Annotated in this window: 13 protein-coding genes and 4 tRNA genes; 6 read left to right on the forward strand and 11 right to left on the reverse strand. The window is 38.3% G+C overall.

Going from position 1 to position 19,081, the window contains the following annotated elements; genetic code table 11:
• Positions 1-143 precede the first annotated feature (143 nt).
• Positions 144-1,133, forward strand: coding sequence for a metallophosphoesterase family protein (locus LT090_RS09650; RefSeq protein ID WP_082897085.1), 990 nt, complete (start codon positions 144-146; stop codon positions 1,131-1,133).
• A gap of 89 nt (positions 1,134-1,222) precedes the next feature.
• Here LT090_RS09650 and gltX read toward each other — a convergent pair whose 3' ends face one another.
• Entirely contained in the window at positions 1,223-2,635 is a 1,413-nt protein-coding gene (gltX, locus tag LT090_RS09655) for a glutamate--tRNA ligase (protein ID WP_068545464.1), read from the reverse strand.
• Positions 2,636-2,763: 128 nt separating this feature from the next.
• A complete protein-coding gene (locus LT090_RS09660) occupies positions 2,764-3,519 on the reverse strand; it encodes a TSUP family transporter (protein ID WP_068545463.1) in 756 nt (251 codons plus the stop codon).
• Between the two features lie 196 nt (positions 3,520-3,715).
• Here LT090_RS09660 and LT090_RS09665 point away from each other — a divergent pair, with 196 nt between their 5' ends.
• Positions 3,716-4,030 (forward strand): 2Fe-2S iron-sulfur cluster-binding protein, encoded by a 315-nt coding sequence (locus tag LT090_RS09665; protein ID WP_068545462.1) that lies wholly within the window; start codon positions 3,716-3,718, stop codon positions 4,028-4,030.
• 918 nt (positions 4,031-4,948) lie between these two features.
• On the opposite strand, the gene LT090_RS09670 is transcribed toward LT090_RS09665, so the two are convergent.
• The 4 genes from LT090_RS09670 to LT090_RS09685 all read right to left on the reverse strand — a co-directional run bounded on the left by LT090_RS09670 (position 4,949) and on the right by LT090_RS09685 (position 5,657).
• Positions 4,949-5,024 (reverse strand) — tRNA-Val (locus LT090_RS09670).
• A gap of 137 nt (positions 5,025-5,161) precedes the next feature.
• Positions 5,162-5,237, reverse strand: a tRNA-Val gene (locus tag LT090_RS09675).
• Between the two features lie 136 nt (positions 5,238-5,373).
• Positions 5,374-5,449, reverse strand: a tRNA-Val gene (locus LT090_RS09680).
• 132 nt (positions 5,450-5,581) lie between these two features.
• Positions 5,582-5,657 (reverse strand) — tRNA-Val (locus LT090_RS09685).
• Positions 5,658-6,123: 466 nt separating this feature from the next.
• On the opposite strand from LT090_RS09685, the gene LT090_RS09690 reads away from it, so the two are divergent.
• The 3 genes from LT090_RS09690 to LT090_RS09700 all read left to right on the forward strand — a co-directional run bounded on the left by LT090_RS09690 (position 6,124) and on the right by LT090_RS09700 (position 7,967).
• Positions 6,124-6,480: a DUF3718 domain-containing protein gene (locus LT090_RS09690; RefSeq protein WP_068545460.1), complete on the forward strand. Its 357-nt coding sequence runs from the start codon at positions 6,124-6,126 to the stop codon at positions 6,478-6,480.
• 388 nt (positions 6,481-6,868) lie between these two features.
• Complete coding sequence (locus tag LT090_RS09695) at positions 6,869-7,366, forward strand: PepSY-associated TM helix domain-containing protein (protein WP_068545459.1); 498 nt, start codon at positions 6,869-6,871, stop codon at positions 7,364-7,366.
• A 91-nt stretch (positions 7,367-7,457) separates the two neighbouring features.
• Entirely contained in the window at positions 7,458-7,967 is a 510-nt protein-coding gene (locus LT090_RS09700; protein WP_068545458.1) for an RNA-binding S4 domain-containing protein, read from the forward strand.
• Between the two features lie 22 nt (positions 7,968-7,989).
• Here LT090_RS09700 and LT090_RS09705 read toward each other — a convergent pair whose 3' ends face one another.
• The 3 genes from LT090_RS09705 to LT090_RS09715 form a co-directional block, all read right to left on the reverse strand.
• Positions 7,990-8,472, reverse strand: coding sequence for a GNAT family N-acetyltransferase (locus tag LT090_RS09705; RefSeq protein WP_068545457.1), 483 nt, complete (start codon positions 8,470-8,472; stop codon positions 7,990-7,992).
• Positions 8,473-8,528: 56 nt separating this feature from the next.
• Positions 8,529-10,403, reverse strand: coding sequence for a CocE/NonD family hydrolase (locus tag LT090_RS09710; protein ID WP_068545456.1), 1,875 nt, complete (start codon positions 10,401-10,403; stop codon positions 8,529-8,531).
• A gap of 114 nt (positions 10,404-10,517) precedes the next feature.
• Positions 10,518-12,842: a TonB-dependent receptor gene (locus LT090_RS09715; RefSeq protein WP_068545455.1), complete on the reverse strand. Its 2,325-nt coding sequence runs from the start codon at positions 12,840-12,842 to the stop codon at positions 10,518-10,520.
• Between the two features lie 591 nt (positions 12,843-13,433).
• Here LT090_RS09715 and LT090_RS09720 point away from each other — a divergent pair.
• Positions 13,434-14,150, forward strand: coding sequence for a TetR/AcrR family transcriptional regulator (locus LT090_RS09720; protein ID WP_068545454.1), 717 nt, complete (start codon positions 13,434-13,436; stop codon positions 14,148-14,150).
• 181 nt (positions 14,151-14,331) lie between these two features.
• Here LT090_RS09720 and LT090_RS09725 read toward each other — a convergent pair whose 3' ends face one another.
• Both LT090_RS09725 and LT090_RS09730 read right to left on the reverse strand, forming a co-directional pair.
• Positions 14,332-15,504 carry a CaiB/BaiF CoA transferase family protein gene (locus LT090_RS09725; RefSeq protein WP_068545453.1) on the reverse strand — a complete coding sequence of 391 codons (1,173 nt, stop codon included), beginning with the start codon at positions 15,502-15,504 and terminating at the stop codon, positions 14,332-14,334.
• An 84-nt stretch (positions 15,505-15,588) separates the two neighbouring features.
• The gene (locus tag LT090_RS09730; RefSeq protein WP_068545452.1) at positions 15,589-19,074 is read right to left on the reverse strand and encodes an indolepyruvate ferredoxin oxidoreductase family protein; all 3,486 of its coding nucleotides are present in this window, start codon (positions 19,072-19,074) and stop codon (positions 15,589-15,591) included.
• Positions 19,075-19,081: the final 7 nt, after the last annotated feature.

Raw genomic sequence — 19,081 nt, forward strand, 5'->3', positions numbered from 1 at the left:
AAGCAGTTACGATTAGTACCATTTTTTCTATGGATAAGTGATACTTTTTGAAATATTTTGTAAATACTGTTTTATTATCCCAATTAAATACTCTAACATTATAATTAATAAACCTTTTCTATAATATTTCATAAGGAATAAATATGAATTTAAGCAAATTCCTCTCTATATTATTAATGACTGCAGCTATATCAGCTTGTACTACAGCAACTAAAACAGAGACTGAACAAAACGATGGTTTTTCTGCACCAGCAGACTCTAACGATTTAGTTCGTTTTGCCATAATAGGCGATTTAACCGGAGGTGAACGCCCAGGTGTATTTAATGTTGGTGCCGAAGGCATTTACGCTATGAAGCCTGATTTCATCATGAGTATCGGCGATTTAATTGAAGGTGGCACTGAAGATATCGCGCAAATGGATAAAGAATGGTTAACGTTTACTAATAATTTGAATAACCGCGACATCGATTTCTACCCTACTGTTGGTAATCACGATATTTCAAATACTATTATGCGCAAATGGTACGAAGAAATGGTTGGCCCACGTTATTACCACTTTGTTTATAAAGATGCCCTATTCTTAGTATTAGACAGTGAAGACTTTACCGATAATTTTTTTAGCGAGTTAAAAGTAAAGCGTAATGAAGCGGTCGAAGTTTATAAGAAAAACCCGCAGGATTTTGGCAATACCGAATACGCAAAAATGAGCCAACGTTATTATGGTGAGATGAGTAATGAACAGACCGAATACTTTACCAAGGCAATAAATGACAACAAAGATGTACGTTGGACGTTTTTGTTTATGCACAAACCAATTTGGCAAAACGAGCAAGAGGCAAATTTTAAAAAGCTTGAGCAAGCACTTAGCGGTAGCAACTACACGGTATTTAACGGCCACGTGCATTCATACAAACACACAGAGCGTTTAGGTATGGATTACATTCAAATTGGTACAACGGGCGGTGAAATGAACGCAAAAGATGGCAAGAACATGGATCATGTCACTTGGGTCGCTTTAAAAGGTGATACGCCAAGTTATTTAAACATCAAACTCGACGGCATGATTGATAAGAAAGGTAATATTCCTGCAGATGGTGACAAACTTTGCTTAAATGCTGAAGGGTGCAATTAATCTCGTTATAGAAACTAAACCGATAGAGACAAAAATGGCGCTAAATATCAGCGCCATTTTTATTTGTCTTTTTAGGAGTAAAGCAATGGTTAAGCGTTTGCTTCACGCTCAGTAATGTAAGCTAATGCTTTATCAATACGAACAATAATTTGATCTTGCTCTAACAATGCAAGTGTCGCATCAAGCGAAGGCGAATTACCAGCGCCCGTTGCGGCAACGCGAAGTGGCATCCCTACTTTGCCCATGCCTACTTCTAACTCTTCTGCCGTTGAATTAATTGCATCATGGATATTTTCAGCATTCCACTCGGTAAGCGCTGCAAGTTTGCTTTGCACTAATTCAAGAGGAGCACGAGCTACACCACGTAAATGCTTTTTCGCAGCTTTGGCATCGAATTCTGAATACTCTTCATAGAAATAACGAGATATCTGCGCCATTTCTTTTAATGTTTTCACTCGGTCAGCTTGAACTTTAACAATTTCACTTAATGCTGGGCCATTTTCAGTATTGATACCTTGGTCATCCATGTGCCATGCAAGGTGCTCTGCTACGTACTCAGGGTCTAACGACTTCATGTAATGTTGGTTTACCCAAATTAGTTTGTCTGTATTAAATGCACTTGGCGCGCGGTTACAACCAGTTAAGTCAAATAACTCGATCATCTCATCGCGAGAGAATATTTCCTGATCACCATGTGACCAACCTAAGCGTACTAAGTAGTTTAATAGTGCTTCTGGTAAGTAACCGTCATCACGGTATTGCATAACCCCCACAGCGCCATGACGTTTAGATAAACGCTTACCATCATCACCAAGAATCATTGGAATGTGCGCGTATTGTGGAATTGGCGCACCTAATGCTTTTAAGATATTAATTTGACGTGGCGTGTTATTTACATGGTCATCACCACGAATTACGTGAGTAATGTTCATATCCCAATCATCAACAACTACTGATAAATTGTATGTTGGTGAACCATCTGAGCGCGCTAGAATTAAATCATCAAGTTCTGAATTACCAATTTCAATATCGCCTTTAACGATGTCGTTTATGATAACGGAACCGTCAAGTGGATTTTTAAAACGAATAACATAAGGCCTATCTTCAGGGTAATCAGTACGATCGCGCCACATGCCGTTATAGCGAGGATTCTCACCTTTGGCTGTTGCTTCTTCACGCATTGCTTCTACTTCTTCGGCAGTACAATAACAGCGGTATGCGTGACCTGTTTCAATTAATTGAGCAATGACTTCTTTATAACGATCAAAGCGATGTGTTTGGTAAAACGGACCGATATTCCAATCTAAGTTTAACCAATTCATACCGTCCATAATTGCATCAACAGATTCTTGCGTCGAACGCTCTAAATCAGTGTCTTCAATGCGCAGCACAAAGTCGCCGCCATTTTTCTTGGCATATAACCAGCTGTATAAAGCAGTACGCGCGCCACCAACGTGAAGATAGCCGGTTGGACTTGGTGCAAAACGGGTTGTTAAAGTCATAAAAATCTCGCTAATAAACCCTTGTAAACACAAGGAATTGGATAGATAAAAAATTGTCGCGTATTTTAACAGGATAACAAAGCAAATTCACCAGAAATTTATATCGAAAACGATATATCAAACAACAACTAGTTAGTATATTTAATTAACATAGCGAGACACATCAATACGACCAAAGCGCGAAGGTATACTGGATTTACTTTAAATAACATATGAGCACCAACCCAGGCACCGATGGCCTGTCCAATCATCATAACAAAGCCATAAACCCAGACTACGTGGCCAGAAATAATAAACACTATAAGCGAAGCAATATTAGTAGAAAAGTTAAGAGGTTTGGCCCTCGCAGTTGCTTCAATTAAATCGTATCCTTTACAAGCGACACCCGACATTGAAAAAAATGACCCCGTTGCAGGACCAAACATTCCGTCATAGATACCAACCACTGGCACCACAATATTTTTATATTTACTATCGGACAACAACAGCTTATTCGCCTTCACTTTTATAAATGGCGATACTAAAAAGTACACCGCAATAACAACTAAAATCAATGGAATAATAAATTGCAAAACATCAGTATTGATAAATTGCACGGCAATAGTGCCAATCACAGAGCCTGCAAATGCTGTAAACATAAAAGGCTTCATTTCAATAAAGCTAACCCTCCTACGACGAAACATTAAAAATGTCGCTGTAGCTGTCCCCATACTGCCCTGCAATTTATTTGTTGCAAGTGCAGCTATTGGTGGCATACCAGTTAATATTAATGCAGGAATAGTCATTAATCCGCCGCCACCGGCTACTGTATCAATAAACCCAGCTAAAACGGCAACAAAAAATAATAAAGCTACTAAATCAATAGCTATTGAGCTCAAATCCATAAAACGCTCGAATGTCTAAATATCTTTTTAAATATTAGGGTAAAGCCAAGATTAATGTAAGTAATAACTGAAAATACCAATGGAAATCTGTAAACACATAAGAACTCAGGTAATTAAAATGCTGAATTTAACAATTAAAATAGACACAGATTACTATAATAGGAAATATAAATTTTCTTATACCTATGGGTGTTAAATGGGCCATGTAACTTTAATTGAAACTTGTGGTACAACTCACGAGATTGATATTCCAAATGGACAATCTATTTTAGAAGGTGCGTTAGCCAACGATATTTTTAGTATGCCAGGAGCTTGTGGTGGTGACGCTGTTTGCGCAACATGTCATTGCGTAGTAGAAGAAGATTGGATTAACAAAGTACAACCTGTCGGTGACGATGAATATTTTATTTTGCAATCGCTCGATGATACTAAAGAAAATTCTCGCCTAGCCTGTCAAATTAGAATGAAAGCAGATTTAGATGGTTTAATAATTTTAGTTCAAGATAATTAAACATATTGCAGCTAGATAGAGCAGGCACTTTTTAGTGCCTTTTTTATTGCTAAATTCCAGACAACCGAAAATGCCGATTAAAAATTAGATAATAAAATATTATTTAGCCACAGAATACTGATGGAGGTCCCGTGTCTCGAAAACTGCTCCTGCGTTTTTCTACCTACATACATCCCTGTATTAGTCGCTTAGGCTCGCACAGGATGACGCAGTTAATTGTTTTAACTTTCTTCTCACACTTCCATTAGCGGGCGATGCTATCCCAACAGAAACATAAGATAGCAAAATACCTGAAACAATTTCAGTTATATCAATTAAGTTTGGATTTAATAAAGAGAAATGGTGGACGATACTGGGCTCGAACCAGCTGCCCTCGCGCTCTTGTATTAGCGGGCGATGCTCTCCAGAAAAGCGTGAACAATAGACACACGAAACTCTGAATCAAGTTCAGTTTAATAAAATTAAGTTTGGATTTAATAAAGAGAAATGGTGGACGATACTGGCCTCGAACAAGCTACCCTCGCGCTCTTGTATTAGCGGGCGATGCTCTCCAGAAAAGCGTGAACAATAGACACACGAAACTCTGAATCAAGTTCAGTTTAATAAAATTAAGTTTGGATTTAATAAAGAGAAATGGTGGACGATACTGGGCTCGAACTAGCTGCCCTCGCGCTCTTGTATTAGCGGTCGATGCTCTCCCAACAGAAACATAAGATAGCAAAATACCTGAAACAATTTCAGTTATATCAATTAAGTTTGGATTTAATAAAGAGAAATGGTGGACGATACTGGGCTCGAACTAGCTGCCCTCGCGCTCTTGTATTAGCGGGCGATGCTATCCCAACAGAAACATAAGATAGCAAAATACCTGAAACAATTTCAGTTATATCAATTAAGTTTGGATTTAATAAAGAGAAATGGTGGACGATACTGGGCTCGAACCAGTGACCCTCGCCTTGTAAGGGCGATGCTCTCCCAACTGAGCTAATCGTCCGGGGATCATGAATTTTTAAAACTTAACTTGATGGTGGACAATATTGGCTTGAATCTAAGACCCTCGCGCTCTTGTATTAGCGGGCGATGCTCGCTTTTACAACTATTTATCCAAACATAACCACTCACATAAATGAATGGTGGACGATACTGGGCTCGAACCAGTGACCCTCGCCTTGTAAGGGCGATGCTCTCCCAACTGAGCTAATCGTCCAACAAGTAAAGCTTTTGATTTGGAATTGAATGGTGGACAATATTGGCTTGAATCTAAGACCCTCGCGCTCTTGTATTAGCGGGCGATGCTCGCTTTTACAACTATTTATCCAAACATAACCACTCACATAAATGAATGGTGGACGATACTGGGCTCGAACCAGTGACCCTCGCCTTGTAAGGGCGATGCTCTCCCAACTGAGCTAATCGTCCAAACAATTTCAAATCATAACAAAGAATGATGGATAATATTGACTCGAGTCTATGACCCTTGCGCTCTTGTATTAGCGGGCGATGCTCGATAATACAATTTTTTATCCAAATACCACCATTCATATCAAAGAATGGTGGACGATACTGGGCTCGAACCAGTGACCCTCGCCTTGTAAGGGCGATGCTCTCCCAACTGAGCTAATCGTCCAGTCTTTGTTTTTCTCTTAAGCAAAAATCAATTCTTGCTTAAGAAAGTGATGCGTATTATAGGGCTCACTAAAAAACTGTCAACACTAACTTTCAATTATTTTGTGATTAATTGTTCAACCGATGTTTTTTAATACAAATTGGCGTTTTAAAACCCTAATTTTCAACTTTTTTGCATTTTTATTCAAAAAATTTACCGCCAAATGTAAAACATTATTCGTCTTATAAATACTATTATCCGTGTTTTTTATGTAATACCTCTTAAAAACTATGGGGTTAGCGAATTTCATGCCGCTATTTCAATTATTTTCGCTGACATAAACTGTTACATTCAGCAACAGATTTCTTGCAACTAAATGTCATAGTTAAAGCGTCTAGTACATGAACACAATAAATTTTAAGTTTGCGGTATCAAGCTAAATAAGAATTTAAATTAAACAAAACCATACTAAAACAGGACTATCACTATGAAAACTTTAACTACAATCACTACTACTTTATTAATCGCTGGCGCAAGTTTAACAACTACAGCAAATGCAGCTCCTATGAACTCACACATGGAACAAGTTCTTATTGAAACTTGTAAAGCAGCAGCAAGCGACAGTACGCTACGTTTGAAAAAAACGATTAAAGCAAACCGTCTTGATACAGATACCGTTGCCTTAGGTGTTGTTTGTAATGGTGAAGATATTATTGCTTTTGCGCAAAACAATGGTGCATACAATACTGCACAGCATATGAGCAATAGCATTGGCGGTACAAGTATTTCTGATATCGCAGCAGCACCTAAATATTCAGTATCTTTCGAAATGACAGCTGAATAATAACTTAAAGTTAACTCCCCTTTACTTAAGTTAATCAGTTTTGACACTAGCCCAACATGCGTTGGGCTTTTTCTTATATGCTAGTGATTTATTAAAGTCAGTTAGAACCTAGCAATTTTCTTTTCGTAATCTCAATTAATGGACTTATCAAAATTAGCTTAAGCTACTTTGAACTCCTCAGCCTATTTATCATCCACGGCATCCATGCTTTAAACCGTATTTATGGACGCAAAAGTATAGAATGCGCCGATGATAAATCTCCTGTGCACAAGGGCGAAATATATCCTTTTCTTCAAAATAGCGATTTTAATTTGTTAAATTTTAAGTATGAATAACGCAAGTAATTGTATAAAGTAAACTTATTAAAAGTGCTAATTAAGTTTTCGCCATGAGCTTTTCTAAAACTAATCGAACGATACACAAATGGGCAAGTATTGTTATTGCCCTGCCATTGCTATTAACCATAATTACTGGCGCGCTATTATTATTAAAAAAAGAAATTACATACATTCAGCCACAAAGTATGAAAGGCATAGCGCAAACCCCGACTATTAGCTTTGATGAAATTCTCAAACAAGCATCAAGCATTGAACAAGCGAATATTTCTACTTGGCAAGACGTTAACCGACTTGATGTACGTCCAAGTAAAGGGATCATCAAGGTACGAAGTGAAAATCAATGGGAAATTCAATTGGATGCAAAAACAGCAGAGATATTGCAAGTCGCTTATCGACGTTCCGATTTTATTGAAACTTTGCACGACGGAACATTTTTTCAAGATAAAGCCAATCTTTGGTTAATGCTCCCTGCTGCTATTATTTTACTATTTCTCTGGTTAACTGGCCTTTATTTGTTTATCTATCCTTACTTTAGAAAACGTAAATAAACTTATTTAAAGACGTATCCATGATAAACTTCAATAACTTGTTAAAAAACGAACCTTTAGTTTAGCTCTCTAAGCAGCACAGGAAAGTAGCATGGAAATTGAAGTATTAGCCATTGAAATCAACGAAGAGCCTATCGAGCTGTATAAGCTATTGAAAATAGCCAACCTTGTCGGCGGTGGCGGTGAAGCCAAAGTTGTTATCAGTGAAGGCTATGTGTTTTTAAATGGCGAAGTTGAAACCCAGAAACGTAAAAAGGTTTATGTTGAGGATATTGTTCAATTTAACGGTGAAGCAATTATGCCGGTATTAAGCTATGACGATATCGAAGGTGATGCAATTGAACAGCAAACAAGTGATGACAAGTCTGACTTTGACGCTGCAGAAGAAATAGCTGATGAAACAGAATTAGCGCCTCAATTTGAAACTGCATCTCATTTCACAGCGCAAAAACATCAATCTAATACTCAAAAAAAGTCGAACTCATCTGCCAAGTCAAAAAAGAACAACAAAAAGAACGACAAGAAGAATAAACCGAAGAAAACTAAAGCGGATTCAGACAAAGAAAAACCTCGCTCTGGTCGCCGCTCTATTTCGTTTTAATCAGCAATTTTTAGTAAACTTTTTATAATGTCTTTTCCCAAAACATCGCCGAGCCATGTTTTGGGTCAAGTTCATAACCATTAAAACCAAATTTAATATAACTGTTTTTAGCAATATCATTGCCTTCTAAAACTTCCAGAGTGATCTTACAGCACCCTTGAGCAAGCGCGATGTTCTCAACTTCGGCCATCAATTTCTGACTTAACCCTAGCCCTCTATATTTAGGTAACACCCCCATATCGTGGATGTTTAACAAAGGTTTGGCTTTAAAAGTAGAAAAACCATATACACAATTACAAATAGCTGCAGGCTTATTATCGACATAACAAAGTAAACTAAAAACATTGGTTTGAGATTTTAATTGAGGGATCAAGTTTTCTTTGGTGTACGCAGATAATGGCGTATTGCCTCCCATAGGGTCTTCGGCATACGCATTAAGTAAAAACAAAATATCATTACCATGATTACTATTGTTATAGTCAGCGATTAAGATTTTACAACTCATTATTCACAATCTTTTGTATGTTAAATTAAATATCATCATAGCTTAACAGTAGCAGACTATTTAATAACAGGTAATTCGATAAATGATCTAAACTTACCGCCTTTGTGAATGGTGAGTGTTTTTTCTATTCGATCCCACGGAGCAGTACCACTTTTAGAGTCGGCTCCGGCTATTGTTACTCTAATTCGACTACCTTCTTTTAACCTGATAGCAATGGGTTTTAAATCCAATTGAATTCTAACTGGATTGCCCTTTACTTTACTTATATCTTTTTCATAATTTCCTAACCAAGGTAATCCAAAATTATCAAAAGGAGCACGGCTTAACGCTCTATGAGATATTTTCAAAGCATTGTCGCTAATAAAACGTGACGTACCATCGCTCTCAACGTGCTCTAAAGTCACATAAAGGTCGCCATCATCGGTTGACACTGATAACCAAAAGTCAACTACTGGATATCCGATTATTAACATATCCTGTTCTATTTGGTTTGACGTATACGTTAACGCTTTAGAATCATAACGTTCGGACAAATCGGCATAACCAGAATGTTTATAACAAAAATCTTCAACAACCTGCTTCCCAGAACAATCTCTATGACTACCGTTATTACGTTCAACATAACCACCTAAGCTTATCGAGTAATCTACTTGATAATTATCGCGACTATATTTATTGGCATTGCTTGTACTCAATTTTGAGTCATTAATCGATTTAACAGTGCCTGACTTTCCTTCAGAAAAATAATATTTTATTCTAGACTCATTTGATAAAGGCCAATTTTTAGTAGTTTTCCAGCCATCGTCTATTGAATCACCTATAATAAAATATCGAATGGGATCTTCATTCATTACCCCATTATTAATGCCCTTAACATGATAATCGAACCACTTGATCATTTCTCCAATCATATCGATACCGAAATGCTCTCCATGAAAATATGGGCCTATATGCAGTTTTTGTGGTAAGTCTAAATTAGCATACATTTGTGTTTGCCCTTTTCCATATGCATCAAACCAACCAGTCCAATGATATATAGCTACACCAGACTTATTTATTGCGTCTAGATTAAATAAAGGGCTGTTTTCAATGTGAATACGCTTTCCAGTGATAGCATCCACACTATCTCGATATTTAGCCGCCCTCATTTCATCAGAAAAATTACGATTCCATTGATGTCCAAAGGAAGCTTGGGCGAGTAAACTTCTATCCAAGTCTAAATCAACCGGTGCAACACTATTAGGCGATGGTATTTTGGTCGGAAAATCCAATTTAGAACGAATATAATTCTGCCAAAGCCAACCTAAGTCTTGCCGATAAATACCATTTAAATAGGCTGTCTCATACTGGTCAAACTGGGCCATAGCTGGAAAAATCGCTTTTAAATAAGGTGACGGTTTTATAGCGGCGATATATTGGACACTACCCAAGTAAGATTTACCAAACATCGCAACTTCTTCAGTTGTAAAAGGCTGTTCTACCAACCAATTAGTTATATCGAATGAATCTTCCGCTTGTTTCATGCCTAACCACGTACTAGCATAACCATGCGAAGCACCAAAGCCACGTATGTCAGCAATCGCGACTATATAACCTTGTTTTAAAAGCCGCTCAACAGCTTGCGGTCCATTAATGTCTCCGCCGTGATTTGGCAAAATATTTGTATTCAATTTACCATTATTATCGAGCTTAAATCTGCCATAGGGAGTAAAGCGCCATGCAACAGGTAAAGGTTTTTTATGAAGTTTGCCATTTAATGTCGGACGATAATAATCAACCGCAAGTTTTACTCCGTCCCTAGCCTCAATATAAACAGATTTACGTTCCCAACCATCAAAGTTTTGTGTTTTTGAATATGTGTAAAAACTAAGAAATGTAGAAACTAGTAATACCCAAAATTGACACTTCTTAAGATTAAAATGCTCGCTCATCACACCTCCAAATCAAATAAGTTTTGAAAATAACTAACTTTGCTAAAATTAAACACATAAAAAAGGCCGTAATTCAAAATATTACGGCCTATTGAGTTTTAAATTTTTATAAGATTAAAATTTATAAGTACCTTGAACAGTAACCGTGCGAGGTGCAGCTAGGTAACCAGCATGACCGGCACCAAAGCCCATTAAGCTTTGAGATGTCGTAAGTACAGCTTCATCGGTTAAGTTTCTGCCAATTACTCGAACAGCCCATGTATTGTTAACACTTTCTAAACCAATTTGTGCATTAATTTTAGTATAAGCATCTTGTGTTCCAATATCGCTGTTTAAACCATCGGTGTAGTATTCATCCGAATAAATAACAGATGCGGAAGTTACTAAGTTCATTGATTCAGTAATGTTAAATGTGCCCGTTGCACCTAAATTAGCCGTAATTTCAGGCGCATTTGCTAGATTTTCACCAGACAAATCACATGTTCCAGGAATTGACCCTTCTTTATTATCATCACCAGCCGCACACCCTGCGGTAGTAAACTTATCATATGTTGCGTCAAGGAAGGCCACAGAGGCGTTTAACATTAACCAATCAGTTGCTAACCAACGGCCATCAATTTCTAGGCCTTGAGTGACTGCAGTACCCGCGTTATTCGTAATACCATCAACACCAGTGCCATCTTCATTAGGAATAAAAGCGCCTACTTGTAGATCTTCAAAATCATTATAGAAAACTGTTGCATTAAGTTCTGCAGCGCCGTCAGCCAAAACAGAACGGTAACCAATTTCAAAACCTGTTACAGATTCATCGTCATATTCATCGCCACCAGTAGAAAAACCTCCAGACTTAACACTTTGTGCGACTTTACCATAAAGCATTGCATCAGTATTTAAATCCCATTGCACAACCAATTCTGGCATCACTTCGCTCACATCGTGTGTACCACCGAATTCAGGTGTAGCAACTACCACAGCGCCTCCGTCCAAATAGGTTTCAACAGCTCCTGTACATAGTGAACCTGCTGATTGCTCTGAAGGTAAGTATTCTGGGATATCCGCTAAGTAGTATCCACCGTATTCACAACCAGCAACATCTTTACTTTGGTCGATATAACGAAGGCCTGCAATAATACGTAGGTCATCACTCATGTTGTAAGTACCAGAGACAAATACTGATATTAAATCGTCTTCAGATACGAATGCATTTGAATCAATTAAACCAGGCACGCCAAATGCACCTTGTCCGATTGCAGTTAACGGCACTAAACCTGGATTTTCTTGCCAACTTTCAGACATTTGATAATATGCACCAACAATCCATTCAAACGTTTCACCTGTTGGTGATGCCCAACGCAATTCAGCACTTGTTTGCTCGTAAGTTTCAAATAATGACGTATCTAGGCCATCAAGAAGGAAAACACCTTCAGAATTTAACAAGTCGGTGCCAAATTGAAATTCAAAATCTGAATATCCAAGCGTTGCAGTGATCGTATGGTCACCAAGAAAGTAATCAGCTGTTAATACAACATTAGTATTATCAATGTACATCCCAGCTTCTTCATCAAAAACTTTATCTAACAGCGCGGGATCTGACCAAAACTCATAGTTTAATTTATTATCATCGCCATCAAGGCCGTTTGGACCATATGTTTCACCAAGCGAACCAGATTTCTCATAATCGGCAACCTCAACTTTACCTGTAAGAATTAAATTATCAGTAGCTTGAAAAACAGCACTAAAACGCATTAAGTCACTATCTACAGCACCAAGTGTTTCGCCATTTCTGCGGTTTGTAAAGTAACCGTCACCTTCCCCTTGATGCTTATAAGCAAATCGTAAGCCTAAAGAATCAGTTGGTGAACCGCCAACTACAGCGGTAGTACCAATCTCTCCATACTCTACTTCGTAATCTGCAGTTACTTCAGCGTGAAAATCATCACCCGGATTTGTTTTTGCAGTTACGACACTTACGGAACCCGCTGTTGAGTTCAGACCAAACATAACCGCTTGAGGTCCACGCAGAATTTCTACACGTTGAGGATCTAAAAATGGCGACACATATTGACGCGAACGAGGCATATAAACGCCATCAATAAACATACCTACAGATTGTTCAAAACTTCTGTTTTCACCAGAACCCATACCGCGCATTGTAACTTTAGTACCAGAAATACCTTCACCGACACTAAAATTCGGAACGCCTTCAGACATATCTTGCAAATTAGTGATATTGTTTTCTTTTAGGAAATCACCGCTAATTGCAGTAATTGACATTGGTGTTTCTTGAACACTTGTAGAACGCTTTGTTGCAGTGACTTCAATTACTTCAAGTTTTGATTCGTCAAGTGCTTCTTCAGCGAATGCTGCAGGCATAGCCGCAACTCCCATACCATATGCAAGCAATAAACCTTTTGTAACTTTATTTAACGATGGTTTCATAATTTTATCTCTTTGGAATACTTATGTTAGTTTTTATAGTTTTTATAATTGTTATTGCACTGTAAATAACAGTGTTTGGTTTCTTGGATGGAGAAACCGGTTTATGCTCCTTAGACAAAGAAGCATTTAGAAGTTAACTGGATAAGAAAACTTCTAGTGTTGTATTTAAAATATGCAACCGCCGAGCAAATGTCAACACTTTAATGAGTCCAATTCATTAACTAACAAGGCAAATCTTTACCAGAATGAATAAAAGTCATTAAAAACAATAACAAACATTAACCACTTAAGAATAAATTCGTTATAGAATCTCAAACGAATTTTGACACAATCCTGCAAAAGCCAATTAAAAAACCATTATAATAAGTACACTAATGAGCTCAACTCACACAAATTTATTAAGTAGAAATCTTACAAGTAAGGAACATTTAGAGTTAGAACACTTCGAATAATGAGCTAATTGGCTAGCTCGAAAAAACGCTAAACAAGTCACTGTGACCAAACTCATTATCTATCGCCCTATTTTACTTGCATGGTTTAGCTATTTTAAATAAGCTAGTAATCGATTAATTGCCAAAAAATGAGAGCTAAATGCCAAATTCAGCTAAACGAAAAAGAATAAGACAATCCCCAGAAGAACGTTCAGCTGAGATACTAAAAATATCTCAGAAAATGTTCGTTGAAAAAGGCTACGAAGCCACGTCAATGGCTGATGTTGCTAGCGAAATAGGTATCGTTGAAGGCACTATTTATCGTTATTTTAAAACAAAGAAAGATGTTTTATTAGTAGTTTTAGAGCAATGGTATGATCACGCCCTAGCTGATTATGAACAAAATTTGGATGGCATAACCGGTGTCAAAAATCGAATGCACTTTATGATTTGGCACCATTTAAAAGTTCTACAAGCAGATCCTGAATTGTGTGATCTTATTGTTCAACACGTTAGAGCTACTGACGATTATGAAAATACCAAAATATTTGAATTAAACCGTGCTTATGCTCGCCATGTAGATGAAATCATTGAAGAAGGTATCGAACAAAACATATTCGTTAAAGACTCGCCTATCGCGCTTATTCGAGACATGGTTTATGGTGGTATTGAATACCATTCATGGCGTTATGTTACCGGCAGAAGTAAACGCTTAGATGTTGAAAAGATCGCCGATCAAATTTCTCATTTTGTTTATAAAGCATTGCTAATACCGGGCATTGACGAGAACAATGTAGCAAAGAGTGATAATAATTTGCTGCTTGCAAAACTGAACGTACTCGAAGAAAAAATAGACAAACTAAGTAACTCTAAGTAAGAATTAAAAATTACATAGAGTTATTTAACAGTTAAGATATCATTTAATAACAAATCAAAAATTAGATTTTGAAGTGAAAGCCTGGTTCCCACCAGTTAAGTATTAAAGTATCCTAAATATACTTATAAGGGGATGTCAATATTGGCATTTTTCAATTCAAAACCTGCAAAAATTGCAAAGTTTAGCTTGATTGAACAACACTGCCGTCAGCATTGAATCGCGCTATCGCTGCTTCGCCCATGCCTAGCTCTTTTAATATTTCATTTGTGTTAGCACCACGAGCAACAATATCGCCCTTATCGTTAGTTGGTGTTTCACTAAACCTAGGCGCTGCTGCCGCTTGTAAAATACCATCTTTCTCGAAGTAATAACCACGCGCTTGGTTATGCTCGTGTTCCGCTGCTTCTGCAGGGTTTAACACAGGTGCATAACAAGCATCTAAACCTTTAAACACTTCATTCCAATGTACTTGTGGCTTAGTGATAAATATTGCTTGTAGCTTTTCTTTCTGAGTAGGCCAAAGCTTTGGATTGTATTGGACTTGGAAGTCTTTATCGTTTTGTAAATTAAGCGCTTCGAGCATGATTTTATAGAACTTAACTTCTAATGGCCCTAACGTAATGGCCTTATCATCACTGGTTTTATAACTATCGAACCAATGCGGGCCATCAAGTAAACTTTTACCGCGCTCAAAGCTCGCCGTTTTCGTTGCCACCATGGTTAAAATAAGGTTCATCATATTGGCACTGCCATCAACAATATTGGCATCAATCACCTGCCCTTGTCCTGTCGATTTAGCATTAAGCAATGCGGCAAGCATGCCAATCACTAAATAAGTCGCCCCACCACCAATATCTCCAGCAAGAGTTGGCGGCGCAAATGGCGCATCACCTGGCTTTCCTGAGTACCAAAGAGCACCAGACAAGCCTATATAATTTAAATCATGCCCTGCACGTTGAGCCATCGGCCCTGTTTGACCCCAACCGGTCATACGTCCATAGATTAATTTCGGATTTTGAGTAAAACATTCATCAGGACCTAGACCTAAACGTTCCATAACGCCTGGGCGCATGCCTTCAATTAAGCCGTCAGCTTTTTCAACAAGCTCTAAAACAATATTGCGACCCTGATCAGATTTTAAATCAACAGCAATTGAACGCTTACCGCGTTTTAATATATCGGTGCTGCCAAAGTCTGTTGACGCATCGGCTTTACCACTAGCACGTTCAACAACGATGACATCAGCGCCCATATCGGCCAACATCATTCCAGCAAATGGTCCCGGACCGATACCTTCAATCTCAATAACAGTTAAGCCTGACAATGGCCCTGTTTTTTGATTATTGTTTTTCATCTTTGACAATCCTATATATACAAAAGCCCTGAGTTGAACGGGGCTTTTAATGTCATAATATTGATACCTAAGCTTATCGAGTTGCTATAAATTTACAACCTTAATTTCTGCTTCCGATGCTAAATCGCCATGTTTAAAAATATTGATAAGTTTTTGCTTTTGCGCTTCAAATTTTTCAACATTCGCCTCTTTCACATGACCATAACCACGGATTAAATCAGGGAGCTCGGCAATCTCCACTGCAAACGCATAATTGCTAGCGGTTAAATTTGCTAACACGTCATCAATCATTGCAAAATAATCTTCAATTAATTGACGTTCCATTTGACGTTCTTCTGTTTTACCAAATATATCAAACGCAGTGCCGCGCAAGCCTTTAAATTTCGCTAATATACCGAATGCCTTTAACATCCAGCCACCTAATCGAATCTTCTTCGGCTTACCTGTTACTTTATCTTTTTTAGCAATACCTGGAGGAGCAAGGTTGAATTCAAGTTTGAAGTTTCCTTCAAACTGCGCATTTAGCTTTTCGACAAATTCACCGCTTGCATACAATCGAGCCACTTCATACTCATCTTTATAAGCCATTAGTTTATAGGCATATAAGGCAACTGCTTGGGTTAATGAATTATCGGTGATATCTAATACTTTTTCAGCGTCCGATACTTTATTTACAAACGCTCTATATCGTTCAGCATATTTTGAATCTTGATAATCGGTTAACTCGTGAACACGCAGCTGAACACGTTCAGCAAGAGGTTTGATCTCTTCTTGATTTACATAATCAGCCGATATTAAACGCAATACAGCTTGCTGATCGTTGGCAAAGATACGTCCCCACATAAACGCTTGCTTATTGAAATCAACGGCAACGCCATTAAGCTCTATTGCTTTTAAGATACTGTGCTCGGTTAACGGTATTTTTCCGTTTTGCCATGCGTAACCAACAACAAAGAAGTTGGCCGCTATTGAATCGCCCATAAGCGCGGTTGCGACTTTATTGGCTTCGATAAATTCTAAGTTATTTCCTAACGATCCTTCTAATCGAGTCTTCACTTGTTCGAGCGGGTATTGCAAATCACCATCACGAGTAAATTCTCCAGTGATCGCTTGATGATTATTCACTACGGCAAAGGTTTTACCATCTTTAACCATCGACAAGGTTTCATTATCGGCGCCAGCCAACATGTCACAACCGAGCAATAAGTCAGCTTGACCAGCGGTGATACGAACACCTTTGATGGCCTCTGCGTCGTTACCTATTTTGACATGCGATTTAACCGGACCGCCTTTTTGCGCGAAACCGAGCTGCTCGACAACAGAGACACCTTTGTTATCGACATGAGCAGCCATCCCTAAGATTTGGCCAACGGTAACAACACCAGTTCCACCAACGCCAGTAATAATGATGTTATAAGTGGTATCACCTTGTAATTGATAAGGCGTTACATCGGGTACATGTGGTAAATCGTTTAAGCCTTCTGCGGCGCCCTTACCTTTGCGAACCTTGCCACCTAATACAGTTACAAAGCTCGGGCAGAAACCGTCGTTACAACGATAATCCTTATTACAAGTAGACTGATTTACCATACGCTTACGGCCAAATTCTGTTGATTTTGGCTCTACTGATAGACAGTTAGATTTTTCTCCACAATCACCACAACCTTCACACACTCGATCATTAATGAACATGCGTTTAGCAGGATCAGGGAATTTACCACGCTTACGGCGACGACGCTTTTCAGAGGCACAGGTTTGATCATAAATTAATATGGTCACTCCTGGTATCTCTCTAAGTTCACGCTGAATCAAATCTAAATCGTCACGATGATTAATCGTTGTCCCCTTCGGGAATGCTCTATAGGTTTTGTATTTTTCAGGTTCGTCTGTAACTACAGCAATACGTTCAACGCCTTCTGCTCGCATTTGGTCGGCAATACTATTAACGGATATAGGTCCATCAACCGGTTGACCACCAGTCATTGCAACCGCATCGTTGTATAAGATTTTATAAGTAATATTAACCTTGGCAGCAATTGCAGCACGAACCGCAACAGAGCCGGAATGGTAGTACGTTCCATCACCTAAGTTTTGGAACATATGCTTGGTGTTTACAAAATTAGATAAGCCAATCCATGTGCCACCTTCACCGCCCATATGAGTATAGAGATCAACATCCCTATCCATCCAATTGGCCATATAATGACAACCTACCCCACCAAAACTGCGACTACCATCTGGTGTCACTGTTGAGGTATTGTGCGGACAACCGGAACAAAAGTAAGGCAAACGAGCCATATCTAACGATGGCAAATTACCAAGCTTACAACCAGAGTTTTGTAATATTTCTAAATTCGTCGCGACATTATCATTCGGTGTAATATCAAGTAAACGCTTTGCTAGCGCTTTAGTAATATCATCAGTGGTAAGCGCACCTGAGTTTCTTAATAAGATATTGCCATTTTCATCATGACGACCTAGCACTTTCGGCCGCTGCGATTCAGGTAAATCATAACAGGCTTGAATTACCGCTTTCTCGAGTATTTCACGTTTATCTTCAATAACAATAACATGTTCAAGACCTTGAGCGAATTCTCGATAAGTCTGTAAATCTACTGGATAAGGCATCGATACTTTTAATATTCTAATGCCTAAGCTTTCTAAATCGTTTTCGCCTAAACCTAAATCCTTAAGCGCCTGCATGGTGTCGCGCCAAATCTTACCCATAGCGACAATACCAATCTTGGCTTTAGTACTATTAAAGGTAATTTTATTCAGGTTGTTTGCGCGAGCAAACGCTATTGCTGCATTTAACTTATGCTCTTTGATACGTTGTTCTTGCACATAAGGAGAGTCTATTTTACGAGAGTTTAAGCCACCTTCAGGAAAATTAAATTCCGGATATTGTATTTCAAAACGGTTTTCGGCAATATTAACTCGTGCCGATGTTTCAATGGTTTCAGGCAGTAGTTTGTAGCCAACCCAAGCGCCACTAAAACGTGATAATGCAATTCCCATCAATGATAAATCTAATACTTCTTGGATATCTGCTGGAAATAACACTGGCATTAACAAATCTTCGAACAACACTTCCGAATGATAGTTATTGATGGTTGATGACATATTAGGATCGTCACCAGCTAAAATTAAGGCGCCGCCATTTTTGGCGCTACCATGCCAGTTACCTTGACGAAGACCGTCCATTGTTTGATCAAGACCAGGGCCTTTTCCGTACCACATAGAAAATACGCCATCGTATTTACTATCACCAAAATAATCGATTTGTTGGGTACCCCAAACTGAAGTCATCGCTAAATTTTCGTTGATACCAGGGACAAATTTAATGTGATTATCAGTTAAACGTTTTTCTTCGCGCCATAGTTGTACATCCATCGCGGTCATTGGAGAGCCACGATAACCAGAAATAAAACCAGCGGTATTTAAGCCGTTTTTTTCATCTAACCATCGTTGCTCCAATAGCGCTCGAACAAGCGCTTGTGAGCCCGTCATATAAGCGTTGTCGTTATTACGCTCATATTTATCGTGCAATTTAATTTCAGAATTTGACATGTTAATG

Origin of the sequence: Thalassotalea crassostreae, assembly GCF_001831495.1 — a bacterium.
In the GTDB taxonomy this organism is placed as follows: Bacteria; Pseudomonadota; Gammaproteobacteria; order Enterobacterales; family Alteromonadaceae; genus Thalassotalea_A; species Thalassotalea_A crassostreae.